The organism is Pseudomonas sp. Z18(2022) (assembly GCF_036346535.1).
Lineage (GTDB): Bacteria > Pseudomonadota > Gammaproteobacteria > Pseudomonadales > Pseudomonadaceae > Aquipseudomonas > Aquipseudomonas yamanorum_A.
Window position 1 is genome coordinate 540,007 of the sequence record NZ_JAOTOA010000002.1, and the last position, 26,289, is coordinate 566,295.

General features: G+C 61.7%; 19 protein-coding genes. 3 read left to right on the forward strand and 16 right to left on the reverse strand.

The window, feature by feature from the left end; all coding sequences use genetic code 11:
• Positions 1-151: 151 nt before the first annotated feature.
• Positions 152-2,323, forward strand: a complete 2,172-nt coding sequence (locus V3W39_RS07685) for a dermonecrotic toxin domain-containing protein (RefSeq protein ID WP_330212443.1) — start codon at positions 152-154, stop codon at positions 2,321-2,323.
• A 60-nt stretch (positions 2,324-2,383) separates the two neighbouring features.
• Positions 2,384-4,801 carry an NEL-type E3 ubiquitin ligase domain-containing protein gene (locus V3W39_RS07690; protein WP_330212444.1) on the forward strand — a complete coding sequence of 806 codons (2,418 nt, stop codon included), beginning with the start codon at positions 2,384-2,386 and terminating at the stop codon, positions 4,799-4,801.
• Here the strand turns inward: V3W39_RS07690 and ureC are convergent.
• The 11 genes from ureC to urtA all read right to left on the reverse strand — a co-directional run bounded on the left by ureC (position 4,798) and on the right by urtA (position 14,844).
• Positions 4,798-6,498 (reverse strand): urease subunit alpha, encoded by a 1,701-nt coding sequence (gene ureC, locus V3W39_RS07695; RefSeq protein ID WP_177076196.1) that lies wholly within the window; start codon positions 6,496-6,498, stop codon positions 4,798-4,800. The two genes, V3W39_RS07690 and ureC, sit on opposite strands and share 4 nt — an antisense overlap.
• Positions 6,499-6,638: 140 nt before the next feature.
• Positions 6,639-6,944, reverse strand: coding sequence for an urease subunit beta (locus V3W39_RS07700; RefSeq protein WP_177039716.1), 306 nt, complete (start codon positions 6,942-6,944; stop codon positions 6,639-6,641).
• Positions 6,941-7,471 (reverse strand): GNAT family N-acetyltransferase, encoded by a 531-nt coding sequence (locus tag V3W39_RS07705; RefSeq protein WP_330212445.1) that lies wholly within the window; start codon positions 7,469-7,471, stop codon positions 6,941-6,943. Before V3W39_RS07705 ends, V3W39_RS07700 begins: the two co-directional genes overlap by 4 nt.
• A gap of 5 nt (positions 7,472-7,476) precedes the next feature.
• Complete coding sequence (locus V3W39_RS07710; protein ID WP_177041365.1) at positions 7,477-7,998, reverse strand: GNAT family N-acetyltransferase; 522 nt, start codon at positions 7,996-7,998, stop codon at positions 7,477-7,479.
• A gap of 9 nt (positions 7,999-8,007) precedes the next feature.
• Entirely contained in the window at positions 8,008-8,310 is a 303-nt protein-coding gene (ureA, locus tag V3W39_RS07715; protein ID WP_032878149.1) for an urease subunit gamma, read from the reverse strand.
• Between the two features lie 3 nt (positions 8,311-8,313).
• Positions 8,314-9,153 carry an urease accessory protein UreD gene (locus tag V3W39_RS07720; protein WP_177041367.1) on the reverse strand — a complete coding sequence of 280 codons (840 nt, stop codon included), beginning with the start codon at positions 9,151-9,153 and terminating at the stop codon, positions 8,314-8,316.
• 30 nt (positions 9,154-9,183) lie between these two features.
• Positions 9,184-9,882 (reverse strand): urea ABC transporter ATP-binding subunit UrtE, encoded by a 699-nt coding sequence (gene urtE / locus V3W39_RS07725; protein WP_010173963.1) that lies wholly within the window; start codon positions 9,880-9,882, stop codon positions 9,184-9,186.
• Between the two features lie 116 nt (positions 9,883-9,998).
• A complete protein-coding gene (urtD, locus tag V3W39_RS07730; RefSeq protein ID WP_371132039.1) occupies positions 9,999-10,859 on the reverse strand; it encodes an urea ABC transporter ATP-binding protein UrtD in 861 nt (286 codons plus the stop codon).
• A complete protein-coding gene (gene urtC, locus V3W39_RS07735) occupies positions 10,856-11,935 on the reverse strand; it encodes an urea ABC transporter permease subunit UrtC (protein WP_003217376.1) in 1,080 nt (359 codons plus the stop codon). The genes urtD and urtC overlap by 4 nt, the downstream gene beginning before the upstream one ends.
• Positions 11,935-13,437: an urea ABC transporter permease subunit UrtB gene (urtB, locus tag V3W39_RS07740; protein WP_177041369.1), complete on the reverse strand. Its 1,503-nt coding sequence runs from the start codon at positions 13,435-13,437 to the stop codon at positions 11,935-11,937. The genes urtC and urtB overlap by 1 nt, the downstream gene beginning before the upstream one ends.
• Positions 13,438-13,578: 141 nt before the next feature.
• A complete protein-coding gene (urtA, locus tag V3W39_RS07745) occupies positions 13,579-14,844 on the reverse strand; it encodes an urea ABC transporter substrate-binding protein (protein WP_177041371.1) in 1,266 nt (421 codons plus the stop codon).
• 242 nt (positions 14,845-15,086) lie between these two features.
• On the opposite strand from urtA, the gene V3W39_RS07750 reads away from it, so the two are divergent.
• The gene (locus tag V3W39_RS07750) at positions 15,087-19,712 is read left to right on the forward strand and encodes a DUF4329 domain-containing protein (protein WP_330212446.1); all 4,626 of its coding nucleotides are present in this window, start codon (positions 15,087-15,089) and stop codon (positions 19,710-19,712) included.
• 47 nt (positions 19,713-19,759) lie between these two features.
• Here V3W39_RS07750 and V3W39_RS07755 read toward each other — a convergent pair whose 3' ends face one another.
• The 5 genes from V3W39_RS07755 to V3W39_RS07775 all read right to left on the reverse strand — a co-directional run bounded on the left by V3W39_RS07755 (position 19,760) and on the right by V3W39_RS07775 (position 26,213).
• Positions 19,760-20,770, reverse strand: a complete 1,011-nt coding sequence (locus V3W39_RS07755; protein WP_177041373.1) for a FecCD family ABC transporter permease — start codon at positions 20,768-20,770, stop codon at positions 19,760-19,762.
• Positions 20,767-21,714 (reverse strand): ABC transporter substrate-binding protein, encoded by a 948-nt coding sequence (locus V3W39_RS07760; RefSeq protein WP_177041375.1) that lies wholly within the window; start codon positions 21,712-21,714, stop codon positions 20,767-20,769. The genes V3W39_RS07755 and V3W39_RS07760 overlap by 4 nt, the downstream gene beginning before the upstream one ends.
• On the reverse strand, positions 21,711-22,499 hold the full coding sequence (locus V3W39_RS07765) for an ABC transporter ATP-binding protein (protein WP_330212447.1): 789 nt from the start codon (positions 22,497-22,499) through the stop codon (positions 21,711-21,713). Before V3W39_RS07765 ends, V3W39_RS07760 begins: the two co-directional genes overlap by 4 nt.
• Positions 22,500-22,571: 72 nt before the next feature.
• The gene (locus V3W39_RS07770; RefSeq protein ID WP_330212448.1) at positions 22,572-24,677 is read right to left on the reverse strand and encodes a TonB-dependent receptor; all 2,106 of its coding nucleotides are present in this window, start codon (positions 24,675-24,677) and stop codon (positions 22,572-22,574) included.
• Positions 24,678-24,830: 153 nt separating this feature from the next.
• On the reverse strand, positions 24,831-26,213 hold the full coding sequence (locus V3W39_RS07775; protein ID WP_330212449.1) for a PepSY-associated TM helix domain-containing protein: 1,383 nt from the start codon (positions 26,211-26,213) through the stop codon (positions 24,831-24,833).
• Positions 26,214-26,289 lie beyond the last annotated feature (76 nt).

Below are 26,289 nucleotides of genomic sequence, written 5' to 3' on the forward strand. Positions count from 1 at the left end.
CACGTGCGTCTTCAGGAGGGACGTGGAGGCACGGAAAGCGGCGTCCAATCCGCGTGAGCTGCTCTGATCGAGCCCTGCTATATAGTTATCACATGCTTCAAAAAACCACTGCATAAGATGGCAACCTTACTCATTACGAGGTTGTCATCCCATGCCGGATCTCACGGTTACCACCCCACCAACCCTCCCGCCCGGAGATAAAGGGCAACATTACACGTTGATCAAACAGGCGATTCCGACCTGCCTCATCAACAGCTCGCCACCGCGTCGCCGGGCCCTCAAAGAAACCTCGCCAGATATTCCTGCCTGGTATGCCGCTGCTTCCCAGGCGCAGAAGGATCAGCTCAGCACGCTGCTGGACGCCCGTTGTGTTTCGCAGAACAAACTGGAGAAATACTTCAGCAGCATCCAACTGCTGCAAGCGTTTGCCCAGCCATTGCTGGAGGCGAAATTAAAAGCGTCCGGCCATGTACTGGACGTCAATCAAACCTGGCTACGCCTGTATTTCCCGGTCGAAAACGCTTTTGGTGCAAAGACCGGCGGTTTCAAGGTCAAGACGTTTTCGTTGCTCAAAGCCGCGCTCTGCAACTTTGAGGCGCGCGAGGCCGAGGAGGATTTTTTCGACAGCGCCTCGGGGTTTATCACGGCACCGAATGAGCAGGGCCATTTCGAGCGCCACACCACAACCCTGGAAATCCATACCTTCGCACAACTGTGCCGTGAGCTGGATCTGGGCGATCAATATCAGACTTACCTGCGGCCAATGTTGCACCATCCCGACGGCCGCAAGCCCTATGTCCGCTATCAGATAGACGCCTTCAAGGTGGCGGCTCACCTGGCGCTGATCAAGGGCGATATCGGCCACAGCGATTACGCGCTGTTGCAGCGCGTGGAAACGGGAGAAAAGCGCATCATGCTCGACGGCAAACGGGTCCGGTACCGCCGCCTCAGCCTGATGAACCTGGCCTTGCGTGAATGCTTGATCATCGCTCCCTGTCGCCAGCCTCGTCTTCCGTGCTGGGTTATTGTCTACATCCCCGATGACCCCGACCATCCCATCAAGCGTTATGAGTCATTCGAGGAATTCAGCAAGGAGCTGACCGATCGCTTGACGGCGAGCGCCAGTAGGACCGCCGACCGCTCCAACGGCTGGACAGCCACGCAGTATCAGCAATTTTTCGCAAGGTTCGTAGCCGACGCGGATCGTGCGTACTACTACCGCAGGCTGACGGAACTGGTGGTGGACGCTCCTCCCCAGCCGTTCGGGGAGCAGTGGTTGCGTTCGGAGTGGGGGCGGTTACTGACGGCGCCGTCTTTTTCCACTGAACCCTCCTATGACGAGCCGCAGCCGTCTGTGCGCGTTTCTGCGACCGACCCCGAATTCAATATCCAGGCCTACGAGCTCAACGGTCTTGTGACGAGCGTGGACCTTTGGGTGTATCGCTATGCCAGCTTGCGCGGGCAGATGCTGGCGGATGCCCGAAACCAGGCGGTGAGCACTGCGGAGGCTGACGAGGCCTCGCGTTCACGGCGAGCGGCGCATTACTTGAGCATCGGCCTGTTCGCCTTGAACCTGGTGGGGATGGCCGTGCCGCCGTTGGGCGTGGTGATGACTGCCGTGACGGCCGGCCAACTGCTCTACGAGATCGTTGAAGGCGTCACCGAACTGAGCCAAGGTGACCGCGAGGCCGGTTGGTCGCACATCACCGATGTGCTGGAAAACCTGGCGTTGCTGGTGGTGCAGGGAGCGGCGCTGCACTTTACGGTCTCGCCTTTCATCGAGCAGCTCAAGGCGGTGACCTTGCCCAGCGGCAAGACCCGCCTATGGAAACCGGACCTGTCAGCCTACGAGCACACCTCGCCGCTACCTGGAACCGCCACGTCTGATGAGCGGGGGTTGCACACCTTCAATGGTAAAACCCTGCTGCTCTTGGAAGGCCGGCGGTATGCGTTGCAGAAAGACCCGGTGCTTGACCGTTACAGCATCATCCATCCCACCCGGTCAGACGCCTACCAACCGAAACTGACGGAAAATGGCGCTGGCCTCTGGAATCATGAGGCAGAGAGCCCGCACAGTTGGGAGGGCGTGAAGCTGATGCGGCGTTTGGGGCCGATGACGGAGGGTTTGAGCGATACCCAGTTGCAGCAGGTTCGACACGTGGCGGATGTGAGCGAGGATGTGCTGCGCCGCGTGCACGTGGAGGGCGAGCCGGTACCGGCCATTTTGCTCGACACGCTGCGCCAGTTCAGGGCCTACCACGATGCTGAACAGGTAGCGCAAGGCATCCGGGCCAACCTGCTCCCCGACGCCTTGTGCAGTTAATCGGCCTCTCTTGCAGTGGAAATGCCGAGGTGGCCGAAGGCCAAGGCCATTGAGGCGTTTGTGGCGACGACCCTGGAGGGCGACTCGGTCAAATACGGTAACCAGAGTGCCAGCAGAGCCGAGACCTTGAGGGTCAGCCGTGATGACTTGGTGAACGGCCTATTGCCCAGGCGTATTGTCGAGTTTCTGGATGAACGCGAGCTGGAGGACTTGATAGAGATCTATCCCCCAAAAGACCCGCAGGCGCGCATTGATGCATTGCGCGATCAGCTGGAAAACCATGCCAAAGGCGCCAAGGCGCGCTTGATGCGCAGTATCTACGAGACGCAGCGGCCAAAGGTCGATAGTCCTGTCGCCTTGATTCAACGCGATTTCTCGAGCCTGCCTGGCCTGATGGCGCAAGAGCTGCTGGCAGACGTCCCGCCGAAGCAGTTACAGAAAATGGTCGACAGCCGACGTATTCCGCTGGAGTTGGCTGAAAATGCCAGGATGATGCAGCGCCGGTTTCGCCTTGCGCTGGCCTATGAGGGGTTGTACCTGGAAGCCATGGCGGGTCCTGACACTGAAGCCCTGATGCTCAACACCCTACCGGCGTTGCCGGGTTGGTCGGATAACCTGCGCCTGGAAATACGCGAGGCAGGCGTTGAGGGGGTGTTGCGGGCCAGCCTTGGTCCGAAGAACGCGACAGATCGCAAAATACTGGTACGGGTGGGTGATGGGCGCTATCAGGCTTTTGACGGCCGCGGTCAGCAATTACATGGCATCAATGGTCTCTATGGCACGTTGCAACACGCGTTGCCCGATGCTCATCGCAACAGGATCGGTCTGCCCCATGTTGGTCAGGGGGAGGAGTTGCAAGCGTTGCCTGCGTTAACGGCAAACTTCGATCATGTCACCTACGTCGGGTTGTATGACGTGGATGTGACGGATGCGGACATCGTGCCGTTCCTTGCAAACTTTCGGGGGCTACGTCGATTGAATGTGGAGGCCTGCGAGCTGACTCAACTGCCGGCGGCCATCGAGCAGATGCCACACCTGAGGCGGCTGTCGCTGGGGGGCAACCACATTGTCTTGACGTCTGAAGATGTCCTGCGGCTGAAGGGCTGTGTTCAGTTGAGAGAGTTGGCCCTGAGCATTAACCCGCTTGGCTTGTCACCCGATGTCAGCCGGATGCCCCTGTTGCGCAGACTTTTACTGAATGACACAGGCCTGCAGGAATGGCCCACCGGCGTGTTCCGCGTGCCCCGGCCAGCGGATTTCATCCTGGATATGCAGAGCAACCCTCTATCTCGGGTTCCCGAATTTGCGCCCGGCTCCGATAAGGCGCTGATTGTGGCGCGAACCTTCCTCTCCCGCGACGGGTTGGAGCCTGATGAGCTTGCACGGTTCAAGTCGTACATTGAGGCTGCCGGGCGGGATCCGGATCGCCGTATGCCTGCCAGAGGGAGTCTTGACAGTGACCTGTGGAAAAGCGGTTATTCGGATGAGGAGTGGCCTTCCAGGCAGCTGTTATGGGAAATGCTTGAGGGAGCGTTTGGCTCGGAAGGTTTTTTTGACGTAATCAGAGCCGTCAGGAACTCCGGCGATGCGCTGGCGCCTGGCGGTCGATGGTTGCCGGAACTGACCGCCAAAGTCTGGCGCATGCTGGAGGCCATGGGTGAAGACGTGTTGCTGCGAGAAGAGTTGTTCTTGATGGCAAGAGACACCACGGCCTGCGTTGATGCTGGCGCACAGTTGTTCAATTCGATGGGGGTTGTGGTACTGCTGCGGTCAGCCTATTTCAGCGAGGATGTGGCCTCAGTGCGCAGGGCTGTGTTCAAACTCGCCCGAGGCAAGTGGCGGTTGGATGAGCTGGGGCGCGTTGCTCATGATCGCGTGGCGCGGCTGCTGGAGCAGGGAGTCAAATTTCCGGAGTATGACGAACAGGGCCAGCGCGTTCAGCATGAAGACGCTCACGGAGAGCCCATCGGCGACATCGATGAGGTCGAGATCTATTTGGCGTATACCGTCCCGTTGGCGACCCGGCTGGATTTACCGTGGCAATCCAGGACCATGATGTTTCGCGAGGACTACGTGACCCCGTCGATGGTCGATTCGGCGTTCGAACGCGTAAAAGCGCTCGATCAAGGGGAACAGCTGCGTACCCACTTGCTTGAACAGCCAATGTGGACTGACTTCCTGCAGCGTGCCCATCACGCTGAGTACGCAGTGGTTGCCGAAAAATTCGACGCGTTGATCGATTACCAGGCTGCGCAGAAAAAGTGGGCCGGTGATGCCGGCCTGAGCGAGAGTGCAAGGCAGGCCTTGCGCCAGACTATCGGCCAGGCGGCGCAACGCCTGGGCCGCTCTGGCGCTGACAGTGAGCCTGGGCGGCTAATGTCCGACTCGGAATATGGCGACGCATTCGACCGCATTAACGCCGAGCTGATAACCCTGAACCAGAGGTTGACCGACCAGGCGATCAGTGAATTTGCCTAGAACAGAAAGTAACGCTGGGCCATCGGCAAAACCTCCGCAGGCTCACACCACAGCAATACACCGTCGGCCTTGACCTGGTAGGTCTGCGGATCCACCTCGATATCCGGCAGGTAGTCGTTGTGGATCAGGTCGGTTTTCTGCACGCTGCGGCAACCCTTGACCACCGCAATCTGCTTTTTCAATCCCAATTGCTCGGGCAAGCCTGCCGCCAGCGCCGCCTGGCTGATAAACGTCAGGCTGGTGGCGTGCAGCGAGCTGCCGAAGCTGGCAAACATCGGACGGTAATGCACTGGCTGCGGCGTTGGGATCGAGGCGTTGGCATCGCCCATCAGGCTTGAGGCAATCGCGCCGCCCTTGAGGATCAAGGTCGGCTTGATCCCGAAAAACGCCGGGCGCCATAGCACCAGATCCGCCCATTTGCCCACTTCGATGGAGCCCACTTCATGGCTGATGCCATGGGTGATCGCCGGGTTGATGGTGTACTTGGCGATGTAGCGCTTGGCGCGGAAGTTGTCGTTGCCTGCGCCGTCTCCCGGCAGCGGGCCGCGCTGCTTTTTCATCTTGTCGGCGGTCTGCCAGGTGCGGGTGATCACTTCGCCGACGCGGCCCATGGCCTGGCTGTCGGAGCTGATCATCGAGAACGCGCCGAGGTCGTGCAGGATGTCTTCGGCGGCGATCGTCTCACGGCGGATGCGGCTTTCGGCGAAGGCCACGTCTTCGGCAATGCTCGGGTCCAGGTGATGGCAGACCATCAACATGTCCAGGTGTTCGTCGATGGTGTTGCGGGTAAACGGCCGGGTCGGGTTGGTGGAACTGGGCAGCACATTGGGGAAGCCGCAGGCCTTGATGATGTCGGGTGCGTGACCGCCTCCGGCACCCTCGGTGTGGTAGGTGTGGATGGTACGGCCCTTGAACGCGGCGAGGGTGGTTTCGACAAAGCCGGATTCGTTGAGGGTGTCGCTGTGGATCGCCACCTGCACGTCGTACTCGTCAGCCACGCTCAGGCAGTTGTCGATACTCGCCGGGGTGGTACCCCAGTCTTCGTGGAGCTTGAGGCCGATGGCGCCGGCCTTGACCTGTTCGATCAACGGCTCCGGCAAACTCGCGTTGCCCTTGCCGGTGAAGCCGATGTTCATCGGGAACGAGTCGGAGGCCTGAAGCATACGTGCCAAATGCCACGGGCCCGAGGTGCAGGTGGTGGCGTTGGTGCCGGTAGCCGGCCCGGTGCCGCCGCCGATCATGGTGGTGACGCCACTGGTCAGTGCTTCTTCGATTTGCTGCGGGCAAATGAAGTGGATGTGGGTGTCGATACCGCCGGCGGTGAGGATCATGCCTTCACCGGCAATCACCTCGGTGCTGGCGCCGACGCAGATGGTCACGCCGGGCTGGATGTCCGGGTTGCCGGCTTTGCCGATGGCAAAGATGCGACCGTTTTTCAGGCCGACGTCGGCCTTGACGATGCCCCAGTGATCGATGATCAGCGCGTTGGTGATCAGGGTGTCGACCACTTCATGGGCGAGCAGTTGGCTCTGGCCCTGGCCATCGCGGATCACCTTGCCGCCGCCGAATTTGACTTCTTCGCCGTAGACGGTGAAGTCCTGTTCGACTTCGACGAACAGCTCGGTGTCGGCCAGGCGGACCTTGTCACCGACGGTGGGGCCGTACATGTCGGCGTAGGCTTGTCTGGAAATCTTCATGTGCATGCCTTGAGATTCAGGAAAGTTTGAAATCGTTCGCTTCGCTCTCTATCGCGGGCAAGCCCGCTCCCACATTTGGAACGCATTCCCCTGTGGGAGCTGGCTTGCCTGCGATGAGGCCCGAGCAGACACCAGAAAAACTACAGGTCGCCCATGATCCGTCCGGCAAACCCGAACACCCGGCGCTTGCCGCTCAGCTCCACCAGTTCCACTTCACGACTCTGCCCCGGCTCAAAGCGCACAGCCGTGCCCGCCGGGATATTCAGGCGCATGCCACGGCTGGCGGCACGGTCGAAGGTCAACGCGTCGTTGGTCTCGAAAAAATGGTAATGGGAGCCGACCTGAATCGGCCGGTCGCCGCTGTTGGCCACGCTCAGGGTAGCGGTACGCCGGCCCACGTTGAGTTCGATGTCGCCAGGCTGGATCTGAAATTCGCCAGGAATCATGCAGGTTGTCCCAGGGTCTTGAAGTAGATGGCGGTCGGGGTGTAGCGCCCGTCCGGGCTTTGGCAGTAGTTGGGCAGTTCACCGATCTTGGTGTAGCGCAGCGACTGGTAGAAGGCTTCGGCGCCGGAGCCGGCCTCGGTGTCCAGGTACAACAGCCCGCGCTTGTATTGGCGGGCGCTCAGTTCCAGCGCGGCCATCAGCTGTTGGCCGAGGCCTCGGCGCCGGGCCTCGCTGTGCACCAGCAGCTTTTGTACTTCGGCACGGTTCAGGCCGTTGGCCTTCAGGCACAGCGCCAACTGCACGCTGGCCACCACCTGTTCATCGCGCACCACCACCCACAGCAGCAGGCTGCCGTCTTCGATACTCGCCTGCACGCCGCTGAGGTAGCTGCGGGCCTGGGCTTCGTCGAAGTCGGCCATGAAGCCTACCGAAGCGCCGTGCTTTACGGCGTCCAGCAACAGCTCAACCAGGCCCTGGCGGTAATGGGCAAAACTCTCGGCATTGACTCGACGCAGTTGGGCGTTCATCGGTGTCACTCCTTGGGCGGTTCGGCGCCAGGGTTGAGTGTCAGTTGCATGAAGGTCAGGTCCAGCCAGCGGCCGAACTTGGTGCCGACCTGGGGCATCTGCCCGGTGGTGACAAAACCCAGGCGCTCATGCAGGCGGATCGAGGCCTGGTTGCCGCTCTCGATGGCGGCAACCATCACGTGTTTGTCGCAGGTTTTCGCCCGCTCGATCAGTGCCTGCATCAACTGCGGGCCGAGGCCTTTGCCGCGCTGGTCGCTGCGCACGTACACCGAATGTTCGACGGTGTGGCGAAAGCCCTCGAAGGGCCGCCAGTCGCCGAACGAGGCATAGCCGATGACCTGCTCATCCTCGACCGCCACCAGGATCGGATAAAACTGCGCCTGGCGCGCGCTGAACCAGGCCTGGCGGTTGCCCAGGTCCACCGGCTGTTCGTTCCAGATCGCCGTAGTGTTGAGCACTGCGTCGTTGTAGATATCGCGAATCCCTGGCAAATCGGCGTGCAGCGCATCACGAATCAAAAAGGACATGGCCGGGCCTCAGGCGATAGGTTGGTGGACGGTGACCAGCTTGGTGCCGTCGGGAAAGGTCGCTTCCACCTGGATGTCCGGGATCATTTCCGGGATGCCTTCCATCACTTGTTCGCGGCTGAGCAGGGTGGTGCCAAAGTGCATCAACTCGGCGACCGTGCGGCCATCGCGGGCGCCTTCCATCAGTGCGGCGGAGATGTAGGCGATGGTTTCCGGGTAGTTGAGTTTCACGCCGCGCGCCAGGCGCCGCTCGGCCACCAGGCCGGCGGTGAAGATCAGCAGTTTGTCTTTTTCCCGTGGGGTCAGGTCCATGGTTCAGGTGCTCCAGATTCTCGGTGAGACGGCTTCACGGCCCAGCACAGCCGGGCGCAGCAGCCGCCATAAATCAATCAGCCAGCCCCGTGCCTGCAGCGCTTCACTGGCCAGGCAGCGGGCCACCAGCAAGCCGGGCAATTGGGTCAGGTCGCCGCGTACCGCGTGGGGCAGGGAGCGGCATTGTTCGAGTAATTCACTGTCGATTTCACCGGTCACCAGCAAGGTCGCGAACACCGGCTGCCCATCCAGGCCGATGGGCGAATCGAGCAAACCGTCGGCGCCCACAATGCGCTGGCGCTCATGCCAAATCAACTGGCCGTCGCGGCGGATATCCAGGTGCGACTGGAAGTGCCCGAGGTCGAAACGCTCACCGCTGGCGGGGCGTCCGAGGGCGACCACGTCCCAGTAAAACAGCCGGGCATCGCCTTGCAGGTCGATGCGGGTGGTGAGTTCGGCCTGGGCGGCGCTGAACACGATGGTCTCCTGCGGCAGCCACTCCAGGGTGGCGCCCGCCTCAACCGTCAGCTCCAGTGTTTGAAAGGCCGGGCCATTGGCGCGGTACCACTTGGCTGCGCCGGGGCTGGTCAGTTGTGCCCAGGCACCTTCGGCGACATGGGCCGTGATGTCGAGGCGGTCACCGCCGGCAATCCCGCCCGGCGGGTGCACGATGATGTGTTGGCACACCTCGGGGCCTTCGGCGTACAGGTGCTTTTGCACCCGCAGCGGGCCGAGGTGGCGACGCATCACCGGGCGCGTGGTGTCGCCGAAACGCGCGTAGCCGAGTTCCAGCTCGGCGTGCCAGCTGGGGGTGAACAGCGCGGTGGGGGCAGGTAGAGTCATGGTCAGTGCTTATCGTTAGGACGCTACAGATTAGATCGTAACGAGCCCGCGCACACCCTCGCTTTCCATATTTTCTCCACGCCCCTGCTGGACGATTTCGCCCCGGGACATCACCAGGTATTGGTCGGCCAGTTCGGCGGCAAAATCGTAGAACTGCTCCACCAGCAGAATCGCCATGTCGCCCCGCGCTGCGAGTTTTTTGATCACCGCGCCGATCTCCTTGATCACCGACGGCTGGATGCCTTCGGTGGGCTCGTCGAGAATCAACAGCCGCGGGCGGCTGGCCAGGGCGCGGCCGATTGCGAGTTGCTGTTGCTGGCCGCCGGACAAGTCGCCGCCACGGCGTTGCTTCATTTGCAGCAGCACCGGGAACAGTTCGTAGATGAAGGCTGGCACTTCCCTGGCCTCGGCGCCGGGAAAGCGCGAGAGGCCCATCAGCAGGTTTTCTTCCACGGTCAGCCGGCCAAAAATCTCCCGGCCTTGAGGCACGTAGGCAATACCGGCGTGCACCCGCTGGTGCGGCTTGAAGCCGGTAATGGCCTTGCCTTCCCAGTTCACCGCACCTTCCTTGGCCGGCAGCAAACCCATCAGGCACTTGAGCAGGGTGGTCTTGCCCACGCCATTGCGGCCCAGCAGGCAAGTGACTTCGCCGACTTTTACCTCAAAGGACAGCCCGCGCAGGATGTGGCTACCGCCGTAGTACTGGTGCAGTTTGTCGACTTGCAGCATGTTCAAAATCTCCTCAATTCCTTGTGGGAGCTGGCTTGCCTGCGATACGGGCGACGCGGTGTATCAGTTGCACCGTGTCGATGCCATCGCAGGCAAGCCAGCTCCCACATAAAGCATCAGCGACCGAGGTAAACCTCGATCACCCGCTCATTTTCCTGCACCTGTGCAAGCGACCCTTCGGCCAGCACGCTGCCCTGGTGCAGCACCGTGACGTGGTCGGCAATCGAGCCGACAAAGCCCATGTCGTGCTCCACCACCATCAGCGAGTGCTTGCCCGCCAGGCGCTTGAACAGCTCGGCGGTGAATTCGGTTTCGGCGTCGGTCATGCCCGCCACCGGTTCGTCCAGCAGCAACAGTTGCGGGTCTTGCATCAGCAGCATGCCGATTTCCAGGAACTGCTTCTGGCCGTGGGACAGCAAGCCGGCGGGGCGATTGACCGAAGCGGTGAGACGGATGGTGTCGAGGACTTCGCTGATGCGGTCTTTCTGCTCCCCGCTCAGGCGCGCCCGCAGGCTGGCCCACACCGACTTGTCGGTGTTCTGCGCCAGCTCCAGGTTTTCGAACACGCTCAGGGCTTCGAACACCGTGGGCTTCTGGAACTTGCGCCCGATGCCGGCCTGGGCGATCTGTACTTCGCTCATGCTGGTCAGGTCCAGGGTTTCGCCGAACCAGGCCTTGCCGTGGCTGGGCCGGGTCTTGCCGGTGATCACGTCCATCAGCGTGGTCTTGCCTGCGCCGTTGGGGCCGATGATGCAGCGCAATTCGCCGACACCGATGTACAGGTTCAGGTCGTTCAACGCCTTGAAGCCGTCGAAGCTGACGCTGATGTCTTCCAGGGTCAGGATCGTGCCGTGACGGGTGTTCAGGCCCTTGCCGGCCGACTGGCCGAGGCCGATGGCATCACGGGCGCTGCCCTGGTCTTTGTTCGGTTCCAGAATGGGTTCGAGCATGAATTCCGCCGTCGCAGTGATTCTCATTGGTCGCCCCTTTTCTTCAGCAGGCCGATCACACCCTTGGGCAGATACAGGGTGACGATGATGAACAGCGCACCCAGGAAGAACAGCCAATACTCAGGAAACGCCACGGTGAACCAGCTCTTCATGCCGTTGACCACGCCGGCGCCCAGCAGCGGGCCGATCAATGTTCCGCGACCACCGAGGGCCACCCACACAGCGGCCTCGATGGAGTTGGTCGGTGACATTTCGCTCGGGTTGATGATGCCTACCTGCGGCACATAAAGCGCACCGGCCAAACCGCACAACACCGCGCTCAACACCCACACAAACAGCTTGAACCCACGCGGGTCGTAGCCACAGAACATCAGGCGGTTTTCCGCATCCCGCAGTGCCGTCAGCACCCGGCCGAACTTGCTCTGGGCCAGGCGCCAGCCGATGTACAGGCTCGCCACCAACAGCACCACGGTGGCCACAAACAGCGCCGCCCGCGTGCCCGGTTCGGTGATGCCAAACCCAAGGATGCTGCGGAAATTGGTAAAGCCGTTATTGCCGCCAAACCCGGTCTCGTTGCGAAAGAACAACAGCATCCCGGCAAACGTCAGGGCCTGGGTCATGATCGAGAAATACACACCCTTGATCCGTGAGCGGAAGGCGAAGAACCCGAACACCAGCGCCAGCAAGCCCGGCGCCAAGACCACCAGGCACATGGCCCAGAGGAAGTGGCTGGTGCCGGTCCAGTACCACGGCAATTCGGTCCACGACAAAAAGGTCATGAACGCCGGCAGCTCATCGCCGGACGCCTGGCGCATCAGGTACATGCCCATGGCATAACCGCCCAGCGCGAAAAACAGGCCGTGGCCGAGGGACAACATCCCGGCATAACCCCACACCAGATCCAGCGCCAGGGCGACGATGGCGTAACACAGGATCTTGCCCACCAGCGTCAGCGTGTAGGCGGAAACGTGCAGCGGGTTTTCCGGTGACAGCAGCGAGAACAACGGCAGCGCCAGCAGCAGGATCAGCACCACTGCACCGACCGCGACGGTCACCTTGGGGCCGGCCTTTTGCGCGGCCGTGAGCATCAATGGCTGGTTCATCAGTCGATCACCCGTCCTTTCAGTGCGAAGAGTCCTTGCGGGCGTTTCTGGATGAACAGAATGATCAGCGCGAGGATCAGGATCTTGCCGAGCACGGCACCGATCTGGGGTTCGAGAATCTTGTTGGCTATCCCCAGGCCGAAGGCGGCCATGACACTGCCGGCCAACTGGCCGACGCCACCGAGCACCACCACCAGGAACGAGTCGATGATGTAGCTCTGGCCGAGGTCCGGACCGACGTTGCCGATCTGGCTCAAGGCAACGCCACCGAGGCCGGCGATGCCGGAGCCGAGGCCAAAGGCAAGCATGTCCACGCGCCCGGTGGGCACGCCGCAGCAGGCGGCCATGTTGCGGTTCTGGGTCACGGCCCGCACGTTGAGGCCCAGGCGGGTCTTGTTCAGCAGCAGCCAGGTCAGCACCACCACGCACAGCGCGAAGGCGATGATCACGATGCGGTTGTACGGCAGCACCAGGTTGGGCAGCACCTGGATCCCGCCGGACAGCCACTCGGGGTTGGCCACTTCAACGTTCTGCGCACCGAACACCAGACGCACCAGCTGGATCAGCATCAGGCTGATGCCCCAGGTGGCGAGCAGGGTTTCCAGGGGGCGACCGTACAGGTGACGGATCACCGTACGTTCCAGGGCCATGCCGATGGCGGCGGTGACAAAAAACGCCACCGGCAGCGCGACCAGCGGGTAGAACTCGATGGCCTGGGGCACGTAGCGCTGCATCAGCAACTGCACCACATAAGTGGAGTAGGCGCCGAGCATCAGCATCTCGCCGTGGGCCATGTTGATCACCCCGAGCAGGCCGAAGGTGATCGCCAGGCCGAGCGCGGCCAGCAGCAGGATCGAACCCAGGGACATGCCACTGAAGGCCTGGCCGAGGATCTCGCCCACCATCAGTTTGCGCTTGACCTGGGCCAGGCTGGTTTCGGCGGCGGTGTGCACGGCGGCGTCGGCTTCGACGCCGGGGGCGAGCAGGGCCTCAAGGCGGGTGCGGGCCAGCGGGTCGCCGGTGCCTCCGAGCAAACGCACGGCGGCCAGGCGCACGGCCGGGTCGGCGTCCACCAGTTGCAGGTTGGCCAGGGCGAGGCTCAGGGCCACATGCACGTCGTCGTTGGTTTCGCCGGCGAGTTGCTGGTCGAGGAATTTCAGCTGCGCAGGTGTAGCGCTTTTTTGCAGGGTTTGCGCGGCGCCAAGGCGCACCTTGGGGTCGGCGGCGAGCAGTTGCTGGCTGGCTTGCACGTTGTCGATCAGGCCGCGCAGGCGATTGTTCAGGCGTACGGTCTTGGTTTCGCCGTTGACCGTGATCTGGCCTTGTTGCAGGGCGTCCACCAGCTCGATGCGCGCCGGGTCGGGCTGGGCGGCCCAGTCCTGGAGCAGCTTGGCTTGTTGCATCGGGTTGGCGGCAAGGAAGTCTTCGGCGTCGCTGGCGTGTGCGGCGAGGGGCAGCAACAGCAGGGCGGCGAGGATGAAGCGGTGGAGGGCAGTGGGCATATTCTTGGGCCTTGCTCGAACAAATGTGGGAGCTGGCTTGCCTGCGATAGCGGTGCATCAGACCTATCGAGGTGTCCGCATCGCAGGCAAGCCAGCTCCCACAGGGTTTGTGTCGGCTCTCAGGTGCCGACACCCCTTGGTTCAGTTGCTCTTGACGGCGTAATCCGGCTTCTTGTCATTGCCAGGGATGTACGGGCTCCACGGCTGCGCACGAATCGGCTCCTGGGTCTGCCACACCACCGAGAACTGCCCGTCGGCCTGGATCTCACCGATCATCACCGGCTTGTGCAGGTGGTGGTTGGTCTTGTCCATGGTCAGGGTGAAACCGGACGGCGCGGCAAAGGTCTGCCCGGCCATGGCTTCACGCACTTTGTCGACGTCGGTGGACTTGGCTTTCTCCACCGCCTGCGCCCACATATGGATGCCCACGTAGGTGGCTTCCATCGGATCGTTGGTCACGGCTTTGTCCGCGCCTGGCAGGTTGTGGGCCTTGGCATAGGCCTTCCAGTCGGCGACGAATTTCTTGTTCACCGGGTTCTCCACCGACTGGAAGTAGTTCCAGGCGGCGAGGTTGCCCACCAGCGGCTTGGTGTCGATGCCGCGCAGTTCTTCTTCGCCCACGGAGAACGCAACGACCGGTACGTCGGTGGCTTTCAGGCCCTGGTTGGCCAGTTCCTTATAGAACGGCACGTTGGAGTCGCCGTTCACGGTGGAGATCACTGCAGTCTTGCCACCGGCGGAGAATTTTTTGATGTTGGCCACGATGGTCTGGTAATCGCTGTGGCCGAACGGGGTGTAGACCTCTTCGATGTCTTTGTCCGCTACGCCTTTGGAGTGCAGGAACGAACGCAGGATCTTGTTGGTGGTGCGCGGGTACACGTAGTCGGTGCCCAGCAGGAAGAAGCGCTTGGCGCCGCCGCCTTCTTCGCTCATCAGGTATTCCACCGCCGGGATTGCCTGCTGGTTCGGCGCCGCACCGGTATAGAACACGTTGGGCGACATCTCTTCGCCTTCGTATTGCACTGGGTAGAACAGCAAACCGTTGAGTTCTTCGAACACCGGCAACACCGATTTACGCGACACCGAGGTCCAGCAACCGAACACCACGGCGACCTTGTCCTGGGTCAGCAACTGGCGGCCCTTTTCGGCGAACAGCGGCCAGTTGGAGGCCGGGTCGACCACCACCGGTTCGAGCATCTTGCCGTTCACACCGCCCTTGGCGTTGATCTCGTCGATGGTCATCAGCGCCATGTCTTTGAGCGAGGTCTCGGAGATTGCCATGGTCCCGGACAGCGAGTGCAGGATGCCGACCTTGATGGTCTCGGCGGCCTGCACGGTCCAGGTCATGCCCATGGCGGCAATGGATGCCGAGAGAGTGAAAGCCTTGATCAAGCTGCGACGCTTCATGGTGCGATCTCCAGAACTCAATGTTGTTGTAAGGGCAGATGCTGGAGACATTGCAAGGGGTGTGCCTAGTCGGTTGCAGGTATGTATTCGCCGTTTTTGCCCGATGCGGCCCGGCGGTGGCGCACCACAAAAAGGCAGTGTCTGGTGGTGGTGCGTGACGCTGCTCCGGAACGGGGCGCGCAACGTCGCTTGAGGCAAATCGTTAACTACCTACCGCTTGAGTCGGGTTACCGGTGGCGAAAATGGCCCACGACAACACCGATCCAGCGTTTTTAAAGGGAGTTCGCATGGCCATCAGATTATCGCGGGAACAACGCGCCGCCGGCTCAAACAGGGGCGCTGCCCGACTGCCGGCACTGAGCGACGCATTTGTGCATGAGGCGGATGCGGCTTATTGGGCACACAATAAAATTGGCGGACGCCGCGAACGAGAATACGGCGGCGTAATTGTGCGCGGGCCGACAGGGCTGTACCGCGCCACCGAACCACTGCCTGGCGACGACATGCAGTTCAATTTGCTCAAAGTACTCGCGCTTGGCGACGATGGGTATTACCAGCAGCCCAAGGGCTACACGTGCGTCGCGAGCTACCATTCACACCCGGCGCAACATGAGCGAATCGGGCAACGAAACCCGAGTTTTGATGCCCGAATGGTGAAGGCTTTCCTCGGATTTTTTTCGGGGTCGGACTTTTCTCACGATGTCGATGATCGACTGTTTTTCCAGGCGGCCTATCTCTCGGGGCCGGACGGCTCGCTGATTCGTTACGCGCCGAGTGGCTCGCCGCAAGAGCGCAGTTTTGCGTTGTGGCTGCGGGCGGGAAAGCCGGCGGGGAATAAGGTCGGGGTCTATGGTCCGTTCAGCGAGTTGGTGAAAAAAATCTCCACGCTGGGAGAACTCAGCCTGATCGTACCCACCGATTTGTGGGGTGGTTCGATGGGCGTCGTGCCGGCCGATTGGGTGGTGTTCGAACCCTTCACATCAACAGCCGTTACGAGCCAACCGCTGTACACATCGATTTGTGAGCGGGCGGAGGACGCAATCAAGGCCGCGCAAGCTGAGTCCGTTATCACCCCGGAGGGCCGCACATTCGGTTTTTTGCTCAAACACCGCAACGGCGAACACTACGTGGCAACTTTCCCCAGGGCCGAAAGCACGCCGTTGTTCTCTCCAAAGGGCACATTCCCGCACAAAGGCGATTACGAATGGGCGTTGCCTGCCAACTATGCCCTTGAAGCCATCTACTTCCGTTCGTCGCCTTCGCCCACCGAGACCAGCGCGCGGGAGCCCTGGTTGTATTCCACTTTTATTAAACCGGCCGAGCTGCTCGCAGCTATCTCTCAGGAAAGAGCTACCCGGATAAACCAGGAAACGAGCCGTGGGTTGCAGCTGTATGCGCTGGTCCCGGACGGCGCGCTGCTCAAACTCAAGGTGCCCGCTGTCAGTGCTGCCGGTGACCTGGCCCGGCAGAGTCCCGACGGTGTACTCGATGATAATGGGGCCGAGGCTGAGCTGGTGGCTGGTACGTTGACACCGCGTGATTACGTGCGCCGGGTGCTTGCCGTCACTGAGTTATCGGTGGTGTGGCGTGGTGCGCTGTGGCGCGATGTGGGCCCGGTGGACACGCGTTCGCCATTGCTTGCCGCGTTCCCCAACGCGACCTGGAACGGTCATTTCCGCACCGCCCATGATGCGGCGGTGTATGCCCATCTACAAATCGGCTCGCGGCGTGGCCGTTACTACGGTGGCTATATTCTCAAGAGTGAAGATGGGCGTTTTGTCGCAACGATCCCCCGGGAAAGTGCGAGCAACCCCTTTGACGGTACGCTGTTCTTCCCCTTGGGCGATCGCGGGCCGCTGATTCCGCAGGTGGGCTATGAGGTGCATGGGCGTTACGGTTCCCACCCGGCCTTGTCGATGGTCGACCCTGCGTGGGTCGAGGCGCGTGGCTGGACGCGCGAAGCGGCGATGATCAATTTGCAGGTGTTTTCCCCCGAGGAAACCGCCTCGATCATCGCTTCACAGCGCCCTGCCTATTTGTCGGCGGGGCAAGACTGCCTGCTGGCCTATACGCCGGGCGGCCCATCCTGGACAGGGCCGTTCGCCGATCCCTCGCTGACGCCTGCCCAGTGGGTCGTACGATTGGCGGCAAGCGGCGATCTGCGCGTGATAGAAGGCAATGCGTTATGGGGCCCACGGGCGAAGATTGGCAGTGACTGGATGCCCCATGCCACCTACTCTCAGCCTCTCGGCCCGCCCGAGTACGTCACCTACGGCGCCCTGTTCGGCACTGCCGATGCCGCCGCACGTAACCTGCATGCCCGCGTGCATGGGAGTAACCGGACAACCCAGGACTGTTTTGCGTTTGTCCTCAAGCACAAGGACCGGGAGCAATACATCGCCACCGAGGTGGTGTGTGTGGAGGGGGCCAATACGTTATTCAAACTCAATAGCCTGTTTGCCGTCGATGGCGCCTCGGGCTTCCGGTTTCCTGAGGGGTTTGTATTGCATGCGTTGTTTCGCTCGCAGCACTGGCAACCCACGGGGCTGAGTACGAGCAGTGCGTGGTTGACGACTTACTTTGTGATGCCGATGGTGCTGTATGTCGCGGTGTACGATTCCGACCGCAGGGGGCGCCAATACAACAAGGGCACAAACCTGCCGGTGTATTTATCGACCCTGGACGGTGCGCTGCTCTGTTACTTGCCCGCGCCAATCGTTATCGGACAGGGCGGGCTGGTGGAAGCCGAATTTACGCAGGCTACTGCATTGCTGGCTTCGGGTCAGAAGACGTCGTTGGATTTTGTCCGCGAGTGGGCTAAACGTGGCCAGCTTCGCGTGGTGCGCACCAGCCATTGCTGGGACAAGTTGGGCGTGGTGGGTGAAACCTGGTCGGGCTACGAGAACCTGGTGCGACGGCGATTGAGTCCTTCCTTCGCCAACCCCGATGACGCGATACGTCATGTCGCGGCGCAGGTGGGGCCGAGGCTGCGGCGTACCTATGGGGGCGTGGTCCTCAGGCTGGTCAATGGGCTGTTCGCGGCCACCGAGCCGCTGGTGGTGCCGCCCCGGGGGTTCACCACCGACTGGATTTACCCGAACCCAAGCATTTCGATGGGCCTGTACCCGCCCGGCAGTACCGTCGTAGCACGTTACTCCTCGCTGGTGGAACGGGAGGTGCCCATCCTGCTGTCGGCTTCCCAGAAAACCCTCTACACCTCCATGATCCCCAGTGCGGTACTGGCGAACCTGCTGTTTCATGAGGCGCATATCGGCAGCGAATATGTGTTTGGGCCCAACGGTTCGATACTCAGCTACGGAGCGTCCCAGTCTGCCGCGGAGTTGGCCCTAAAACGCGCTCTGGCCGCGCGTAACCTGGTGAGAGGCGACCTTGCCGACAACCAGATTGAGCAGGACATTCGCGAAGGGCGCCTGCTGCCGTCGGACTTTGTCACTCAAGTTGCCAAGGCCGGCACCCTGCGTGTGGTTGAGGACAGCCCGATGTGGGGGCCGGCCAGGACGCTCAAGGGTACGTTCGTTCCCTCCGTCCTGCGACCTGGTCCATTGTCGATCCGAGCCACGAGCGCGGACCCACGCTATAGCCCGATATTTACCCAGGCATTTGACGCGGTGCGGCACGTTCACTTGCAGTACCGCGCCGATACACAGGTGAAGTTTGGCTATGTGTTCAAGTCACAGAAAAAACCGCTGTACATGGCCACCATGCCACTGGTGCGGGAAAACTACGCCCATCTTGCGCAGGTGTTCATCGATGGCCTCTTACCCCAAGGTTTCAGGCTGGAAGGGTTTTACTTGTGCGCTCACGATGAGCCATTCACCGAACCTGGCGATGAGATGGTGTATAGCTTCTTCAGCCCGCAGGACATTGCCAATGCCCTGAACTTCCTCAAGACATCCGGCAATGGACGTATCTCTCCTTTGTACCTGATGTGTGCCGACGGCGCGTTGCTCAGCTATCAGTTGACGGCGCAGAAAGCGGTATTTGGCTTGATGAATAAGGCGCGTAGCGCACGAACCCGCTTGCTGGAGGGTTCCCTGAGTGGGCGTGACTACATCCTCGACCTGGCGACCAAGGGGGAGCTGTATATCCGTGTGACAAGCCGCATCTGGGGCAAGAAGCAACGCGTGACGGAGCGATGGCATCCCCAGTTACCGCCCGACAGCGCCATCAGCGATCCGCACTTTCATTCGTTTTGTGGCCCGCTGTTCGGTCATATCGATGACGCGGCCCGGTCGGCGCTGAGCCGGGTGGGGGCATTCGCCGCAAAAGAGTACATAGGCGCAGTAATGGCGCCGCCCGAGACAGCCGGCTATGTGGCGTTGGACCCGGTGGAAGACGCTGACTGGGGCATTGGCAGCCCGAACAGCCTGGATTTGTTGTTCTGGTCCGATAAGCAGGGTTTCTATGTGCTTCCCACGCATTTGCTATCCACGTACAGCATCGTGGCGATACACGCGTTCTACAAAACGATTGCCTCGACGGTGAGCCGTGAGCCCATTGACCAGGACCTGCTGCAGAGCTTTGTCTCCACGCATGACCTGCGGCGCTATGTGGAGGTGCTGCAGCGCAATTTGCCGCAGGCCCAAAGTTGCTACCTGAGCTGCCGGGGCGGCGCGTTGCTCAAGTACGTGCCCAGTTTCTCCACCCAGGAAACCGCACTGCTGCAACCCAGCTTGCCGCCCACCCCCAGCAAGTTAGTGAGTCAACTGAGAAGAGTCGGCCAACTCTCAGTGCTGGACACTGACGCGTTCTGGACACACCAGGGTGCCCTCGGTGAAGAGTGGCAAGTCGAGGACGTGCAGCACCAACCGGAGGATCAGGACGTGCTTGAGCACGATGAGCTCTGACGGTGCGTCTGGGCAATTGTCCAGCGCAGCGGCCTGAAGGCAAGGCGTCAGCGCTTGCGCATCAGCCCGATAAAAAACAGCCCGCCGATGGCCGCCGTGGCCACGCCGATGGGCAGGTCTTCAGGCGCGATCATTGTGCGGGCAGCCACATCGACCCATACCAGAAACACACTGCCCAGCAGCACGCACACCGGCAATAACCGCCGGTGTTCAGCGCCCACAAGACGCCGGGCAATGTGCGGCACCATCAGCCCGACAAAGCCGATGGAGCCGCTGATGGACACCAGCACGCCCGTCATCAGCGAGGCGATCAGGAACACCTTCAAGCGCACATTGCGCGCGTTCAGGCCCAGGGTCACGGCGGTCTGCTCACCGGCCATCAGCGCGTTCAACGGACGCGCCATGCCCAGCAGCAACACCAGCCCCAGCAACACCGTAGCGAAGGGAATTGCCAGCAACTCCCAACGCGCCAGACCGAGGCCGCCGAGCATCCAGAACATCACTGCCGATGCCGCGCGGTGGTCGCCCATGAACAGCAGCAAGTTAGCCACCGCCATCATCACGAACGACACCGCCACGCCACACAGCAGCAGTCGGTCACTCTCCAGCCGACCGTTGCGACTGGCCACTGCCAGCACCACGATCATGCTCAGCAACGCACCGATGAACGCCGCGATGGGCAGGGTCAGCAAGCCGATCACTTCACCCACATGCAGCACCACGATCACCGCCCCGAGGGTGGCGCCGGAGGTCACGCCGAGCAGGTGCGGGTCGGCCAGCGGGTTGCGGGTGACGGCCTGCAACACCGCCCCGATCAACGCCAGCCCGGCGCCCACCAGGGCACCGAGCAACATGCGCGGCACTCGGATCAGCCACACGATATGTTCCTGCCCCGCGCTCCAGTCCACCTCGCCCATACCGAAGGCTTTATGCAGCAAAATCCGCCACACCACGTCCACCGGCACCCGCGCCGAGCCGAACCCCAGCGAGACCACGCACGAGATCAGCAACAACGCGCCAAGGGCACTCAGCAGCAGGGCATAGCGACGGGTGATCATTCGCCGTGGAACCCCTTGGCCAGGGTTTCAACCGCCAGCACGTTGTCGATGCCCGGCGTGGCCTGCACGTAGGGGATCACGATAAAGCGCTGGTTCTTGATGGCGTCCACCGATTGCAGGGCCGGGTTGTTCAGCAGGAACTGCTCTTTTTGGTCGGCGGTGATTTCGCTGTAGTCGACGATCACGATGACCTGCGGGTTGCGCTCCACCACGGTTTCCCAATTGACGCGGGTCCAGCTGGCGTCCACATCGTCGAGGATATTGCGCCCGCCAGCGGCGTCGATCAGCGCTTGGGGCATGCCCAGGCGGCCGGAGGTCATGGCGCGGTCTTCACCGCTGTCGTAGAGGAACACGCGAGGTTTTTCGGCAGGCAGGGTTTTCTGTACTTCGGCCACTTGCCCCTGCATCTGTGCGATCAGGGCATTGGCGCGGTCCTGCACATCGAAGATCTTGCCCAGGTTGCGCAGGTCGTTATAGGTGTCTTCCAGAGTGGCGGCCGGGCGCTTCATCACGAAGGCGCAGGACTCGGTCAGCTCATAGACGTTGATGCCCAAGGGCTGCAGGGTTTGCGGGGTGAGGTCGCCACCGACGCGCATGCCGTAGTCCCAGCCGGCGAAGAAGAAGTCGACGTTGGCATTCAGCAGGGTTTCCACCGACGGGTATTTGCTCGCAAGCTCCGGCAGGCCGTCGAGGATCTGCGCCATTTGCGGGGTCACCGACTTCCAGCCGGTGACCCCGCTGTAGCCGGCCATGTGCGACTTGAGCCCCAGGGCGAGCATCATCTGGGTCATGTTGATGTCATGGCTGACCGCGTGCTTGGGTGCCTCGGCGAAGGTCACTTCGCGGTTGCAGCTCTGGATTTTCAGCGGGTAACGGGTCGCTTCGGCGAACGCCTGGGAAGTGCCGAGCAACAAAGCGAGAGACAGCAGGGAGCGCAGGATCATGGTTGGGTTATCCAGGTGATTCGGGGGTAGCCGGACAAGGGGTGGGTGTCGATCAATGCTTCAACGCCGAACACTTCGCGCAGCAGTTCGGCGGTCAGCACTTCATGAGGTGTGCCGCTGGCGACGATGCGCCCGTGGTTGATCACGTACAGGCGATCACAGAACGCGGCGGCCAGGTTCAGGTCGTGGATGCTCGCCAGGGTGCCGATGTTCAGGCGTTTCACCAATTGCAGCAACTGCAGCTGATAGCGTGGGTCGAGGTGGTTGGTCGGCTCGTCGAGGATCAGCAATTGCGGTTGCTGGGCCAGGGCGCGGGCGAGGATCACCCGTTGCTTCTCACCGCCCGACAGGGTGGCGAAGGCATGGTCTTCAAAGCCCAGCAAGCCGACGTTTTCGAGGGCCTGGCGGATCAGGTCCTGGTCTTCAATCGTGTCGCTGTCGAACAGGCCCTTGTGAGGTGTGCGGCCCATGGCGACCACTTCATCCACCCGCAGGCCGAATGCATCGGGAAACTCCTGGAGCACCACGGCGATACGCTGCGCGCACCACTTCGAGGATTGCTTCCACACGTTCTGGTGTTCCAGCAGCACCTCGCCCTCGGCCGGTTTGCTGAACCGATAGGCACAGCGCAGCAGGCTGGTCTTGCCGCTGCCGTTGGGGCCTATCAGGCCGACAAACTCACCGGCGCTCACGTGCAGGCTGGCGTCACGCAGTTGGAACTGGTGATGACAGTGCTCGTGGCCTGGCGGGGTCCAGGCGAGGTCGGTGAGGTTGAGTGAGGTCATCTTTACTCTCAGGTTCGATACGGGCCCCTGTGGGAGCTGGCAAGCCAGCTCCCACACTGGATTCTCGTTGCTTTAGAAGGTGTAGTCCGCTGTCACGAAGAACGAGCGCGGCTCGCCAAGGATCCATTGCTGGCCGTTATTGTATTGGCTGACGGCGTAGGTGCGGTCGAACAGGTTATTCAATTGCAGGCCCAATGTCGTGTTGCGCATGGCTTTCCATGACACGCTGGCGTCGACCACGGTGTAGCTTGGCACTTCGCTGGTGTTGGCGGTGTCGGCATAACGCGCGTCAACGTAGCGCACACCGGCACCGGCACGCACGTCGTCAGTGATCGCCTTGCTCAGCCACAGGTTGGCGGTGCGGCGCGGGACGTCGGTGGGGCGGTTGCCGTCGCGGGACACAGCCTGGCCGTTGACCACTTCGGAGAAATCGTCGTACTGCGCCCGCACGATGGCCGCGTTGGCTTGCAGTTGCCAGGCGTTGGGCAGTTGCAGGTCGAGGCTGGCTTCCAGGCCGTTGGAAGACTGCTGGCCGACCTGCTCCTTGAGGTCGGTGCCTGGCACGTCGGTCAACAGTTTCTTTTTGACGATGTGGTAGGCCGCCAGGGTCCATTCACCACGAGAATCCCAGAAGGCCTGCTTGATGCCGATTTCAGTCTGCTTGGCGGTCGACAGGCCGAACTGCTGCTGGCTCGGGCTCAGCGTGATCAGGCTGCCTACGCCATCGGTGCTGGTGGCGTACTGGCCGTAGACCGAGGTGTCCGGGGTGATCGCGTAGACCAGGCCGGCTTTCCAGTTGTTGCCGGTGAAGGTCTTGTTGGAGTCGCTGTTGTTCTGTGTCAGGTCTTCACGATCGATGTGCAGATAGTCGCGGCGCACGCCGGTGATCAGCGACAGTTTGTCGGTCAGTTGCAGGCGGTTTTCGGCGAACGCGGCAAGCTGTTTGGTGGTGCTGACGGACTGTGGAATGAACGGGCTGGCGCTTTCAAACGGCTGCGGCACCGGATGCAGAATGTCCACCGGTTGGCCGTCGGTCAGGTCATTGAACGGCGAGTTGCTGGCCAGGCGGAAGCGAATGCGGTTGTACTCGACGCCTGTCACGGTCTGGCTGTCGAGGCCGAACAACGTGTGCTTGAAGGTAAAGGTCTGGCGGTCGCCGACCTGTTCCTGGTTGTGCTTGATGCCCAGGTAGCTCTGGCGCACCAGGCCGCCGTCGACAAAGTTGTAGCTCTCGGCGTTCTGCCAGCGGCGCTGGTTTTTCAGGTACGACAGCTCGTTGGTGGCGGTGACGTTGTCGTTGATCTGCCACTCGCTGGTCAGGCGCGTCCACTGGTCGTTGTAATGCTGGATATCGTTGCTGACGTTGTAGTTCTTGTCCCGCAGGCCCTTGTGCAACTGGCTGTTGATCAGTGGCGTGCCGTAATCGTTTTGCGGGGTCTGGTCGCCGTAGTCGGTGGCCAGGGTGAAGCTCAGGTTGTCGGCTGCCTGCCAGCGCAGGGCACCGCTGACGAAGTCGCTTGCGGACTCGCCGCGGTCGATAAAACCGTTGCTGCGCAGGCGGTTGATGTTCAGGCGATAGCTCAGGGTATCGGTCAGCGAGCCGCCGCTGTCCAGGGCTTGCTGCTGGCGATCATAAGAACCGTAGCCCAGGCGGATATGGTTTTCGATCTCGCCCTCGAAAGGTTTCTTCGGGATGGTGTTGATCACTGCGCCGGTGGCGCCCTGGCCATACATCACCGAGGCCGGACCGCGCAGTACATCCACGCGCTCCACGGACCAGGTGTCGACCGGGAAAGTGGACGTGCCCGCGCCATCGAACATGCGGGCGCCGTCGTAGAGTTGCAGTACCGAACTCTGGCCGGTGAAACCGCGCGCCGACAATGAGGTGCCGCCGTCGCCAGGTGTGCCGGTGCGGCTGATGCCGGTGGCCCGGGAAATGGCGTCCTGCACCGTGGCGTCGCCCCGTGCGCGGATCTGTTCGCCGGTCTGGCTCTCAACGCTGCCCGGAGTTTGCAGGGCTGTGAGGTTCAGGCGCGAACCAGCCGTGGTCGGGGTGTTCAGGTCGACGCGTTCATCGTCCACCGCAGGCGCGGTGACGGGGCTGGCTGGGAGAGTCAGAGCCTGGGCGCTGTTATGCAGGGCGAGCAGGCACAGGCCGGACGCAAGGTACTTGTTCATCGGACGATAAATCGCTTCTTCGAGGCGGTACTTGCCGCAGGGCGCGGCAAGCCGGGAATATACAGCAAGTGTTATACTATAACACTTGCCATGGCGTGGGTGAAAGCCCGCGCAAGACTACCTAACGCCTCTATACAGGGCATCTCGCCTGTTTCATGCCGAACCTGAGGCAGATTCACGTTGTGCAAAAAGGCGTGAAAGCACCAGGCGGTCCAGTGCCCAGACCACGATCAGCGAGGCGCCCACCAGCGGAAAGACAATCGCCAGCCCGAGCATGATCGCCATCGCGGTTTTCCACTTCGGCAAGTCATGGCGCAACGGCGGAACCCCCAGGCCGCCCTGGGGCCGGCGCTTCCACCAGATCACCAGGCCGCTGACGGCACTGAGCAAAATCATCAGGCAAATCAGCAGCACGATGATCTGATTGACCACGCCGAACATCTTGCCCTCATGCAGCATCACGCCGGATTCGGTGACCCGCGCCACGGTGTTGTAGTGCTCCCAACGCACATCGGCCAGGACCTTGCCGGTGTATTGGTCCACATGCAGGGTGGCGTCGTTGCGCGGGTCATTGGCGAACACCGCGATGGTGAACACGCCTTCGGCGGTGGTGGGGAAGGTGATGCTGTAGCCGGGCTCGACGTTGCGCGAGCGCGCCAGATCCGTGACGTATTGCAGGCTGATGGTGGGCGCTGCCGGGCCTTTGGTCATGCCGCCATGCTTCATGTGCTCGGCGTGGTCGCCGGACATTGGCATCGGCGTGTTTTCCATGGCCCACGGCACGGTCTGCTGGCTTGCCGTATTGAGGATGCGGGCCTGCTGGTCGGACTGCGGGACGTTGTTCCACATCGCCGCCGGAAATTTATTCCACAGCTCGGCGTATTGCTTGCCCCAGAAGCCGGTCCAGGTCATGCCGCTGAGCAGCATCACCAGCAGAAAGGCCGCACCCCAGAATCCTGCGACCGCATGCAAATCGCGCCAGAACAAGCGACCGCGACTGCCCATTCGTGGCCACAGAATGCCCGCCGCCGACTTGCCCCGCGGCCACCACAAATACAGGCCAGAAATCACCAGCATCACGCCCCAGCCGGCGGCGAGTTCCACCAGGCGATCGCCGACGGTGCCGATCATCAGCTCGCCATGCAGTGCACGGGCGATGGCCTGCAGATTTTTCTTGGCGTCCTGTTCGCCGAGGACGGTGCCGCGATAGGGGTCGACGAATACGCTCACTTCGTGCCCGTCGTTTTGCATGACGAATTGCGCGCTGCTGGTGGCGTCGGCCGGCGGCAGGTACTTGCTGATCTTGCCTTGTGGGTAGGCGGCCTGGGCGCGTTGCAGTTGCTCGTCGGCACTCAATGCGTGCTCGGCGCTTTGCACGGTCAGCAGGTGGCCGTACATCAGCGGGTCGAGCTGGGGCTTGAACAGATAGATGATGCCGGTCAGGGCCAGCAGCACCATGAACGGCGCGACAAACAGCCCGGCGTAGAAATGCCAGCGCCAGGCCAGGTTGTAGAAGGAAATCTTCGGTGGGTTCATCAGGGTGTGCTCCGCAAAGGCTTGGATTTTTTGTGTTATCGAGGACGCCATCGCGGGCAAGCCCGCTCCCACAGGG

Coding starts and splice junctions, on each gene's coding strand:
- V3W39_RS07770 (WP_330212448.1), bottom strand. CDS start 24,677: ATGAACAAGTACCTTGCGTCCGGCCTGTGCCTGCTCGCCCTGCATAAC.
- ureA (WP_032878149.1), bottom strand. CDS start 8,310: ATGGACCTGACCCCACGGGAAAAAGACAAACTGCTGATCTTCACCGCC.
- urtB (WP_177041369.1), bottom strand. CDS start 13,437: ATGCCCACTGCCCTCCACCGCTTCATCCTCGCCGCCCTGCTGTTGCTG.
- V3W39_RS07685 (WP_330212443.1), top strand. CDS start 152: ATGCCGGATCTCACGGTTACCACCCCACCAACCCTCCCGCCCGGAGAT.
- urtC (WP_003217376.1), bottom strand. CDS start 11,935: ATGAACCAGCCATTGATGCTCACGGCCGCGCAAAAGGCCGGCCCCAAG.
- urtE (WP_010173963.1), bottom strand. CDS start 9,882: ATGCTGCAAGTCGACAAACTGCACCAGTACTACGGCGGTAGCCACATC.
- V3W39_RS07760 (WP_177041375.1), bottom strand. CDS start 21,714: ATGATCCTGCGCTCCCTGCTGTCTCTCGCTTTGTTGCTCGGCACTTCC.
- V3W39_RS07755 (WP_177041373.1), bottom strand. CDS start 20,770: ATGATCACCCGTCGCTATGCCCTGCTGCTGAGTGCCCTTGGCGCGTTG.
- V3W39_RS07775 (WP_330212449.1), bottom strand. CDS start 26,213: ATGAACCCACCGAAGATTTCCTTCTACAACCTGGCCTGGCGCTGGCAT.
- ureC (WP_177076196.1), bottom strand. CDS start 6,498: ATGAAGATTTCCAGACAAGCCTACGCCGACATGTACGGCCCCACCGTC.
- urtD (WP_371132039.1), bottom strand. CDS start 10,859: ATGAGAATCACTGCGACGGCGGAATTCATGCTCGAACCCATTCTGGAA.
- V3W39_RS07720 (WP_177041367.1), bottom strand. CDS start 9,153: ATGACTCTACCTGCCCCCACCGCGCTGTTCACCCCCAGCTGGCACGCC.
- V3W39_RS07700 (WP_177039716.1), bottom strand. CDS start 6,944: ATGATTCCTGGCGAATTTCAGATCCAGCCTGGCGACATCGAACTCAAC.
- V3W39_RS07765 (WP_330212447.1), bottom strand. CDS start 22,499: ATGACCTCACTCAACCTCACCGACCTCGCCTGGACCCCGCCAGGCCAC.
- urtA (WP_177041371.1), bottom strand. CDS start 14,844: ATGAAGCGTCGCAGCTTGATCAAGGCTTTCACTCTCTCGGCATCCATT.
- V3W39_RS07750 (WP_330212446.1), top strand. CDS start 15,087: ATGGCCCACGACAACACCGATCCAGCGTTTTTAAAGGGAGTTCGCATG.
- V3W39_RS07710 (WP_177041365.1), bottom strand. CDS start 7,998: ATGTCCTTTTTGATTCGTGATGCGCTGCACGCCGATTTGCCAGGGATT.
- V3W39_RS07705 (WP_330212445.1), bottom strand. CDS start 7,471: ATGAACGCCCAACTGCGTCGAGTCAATGCCGAGAGTTTTGCCCATTAC.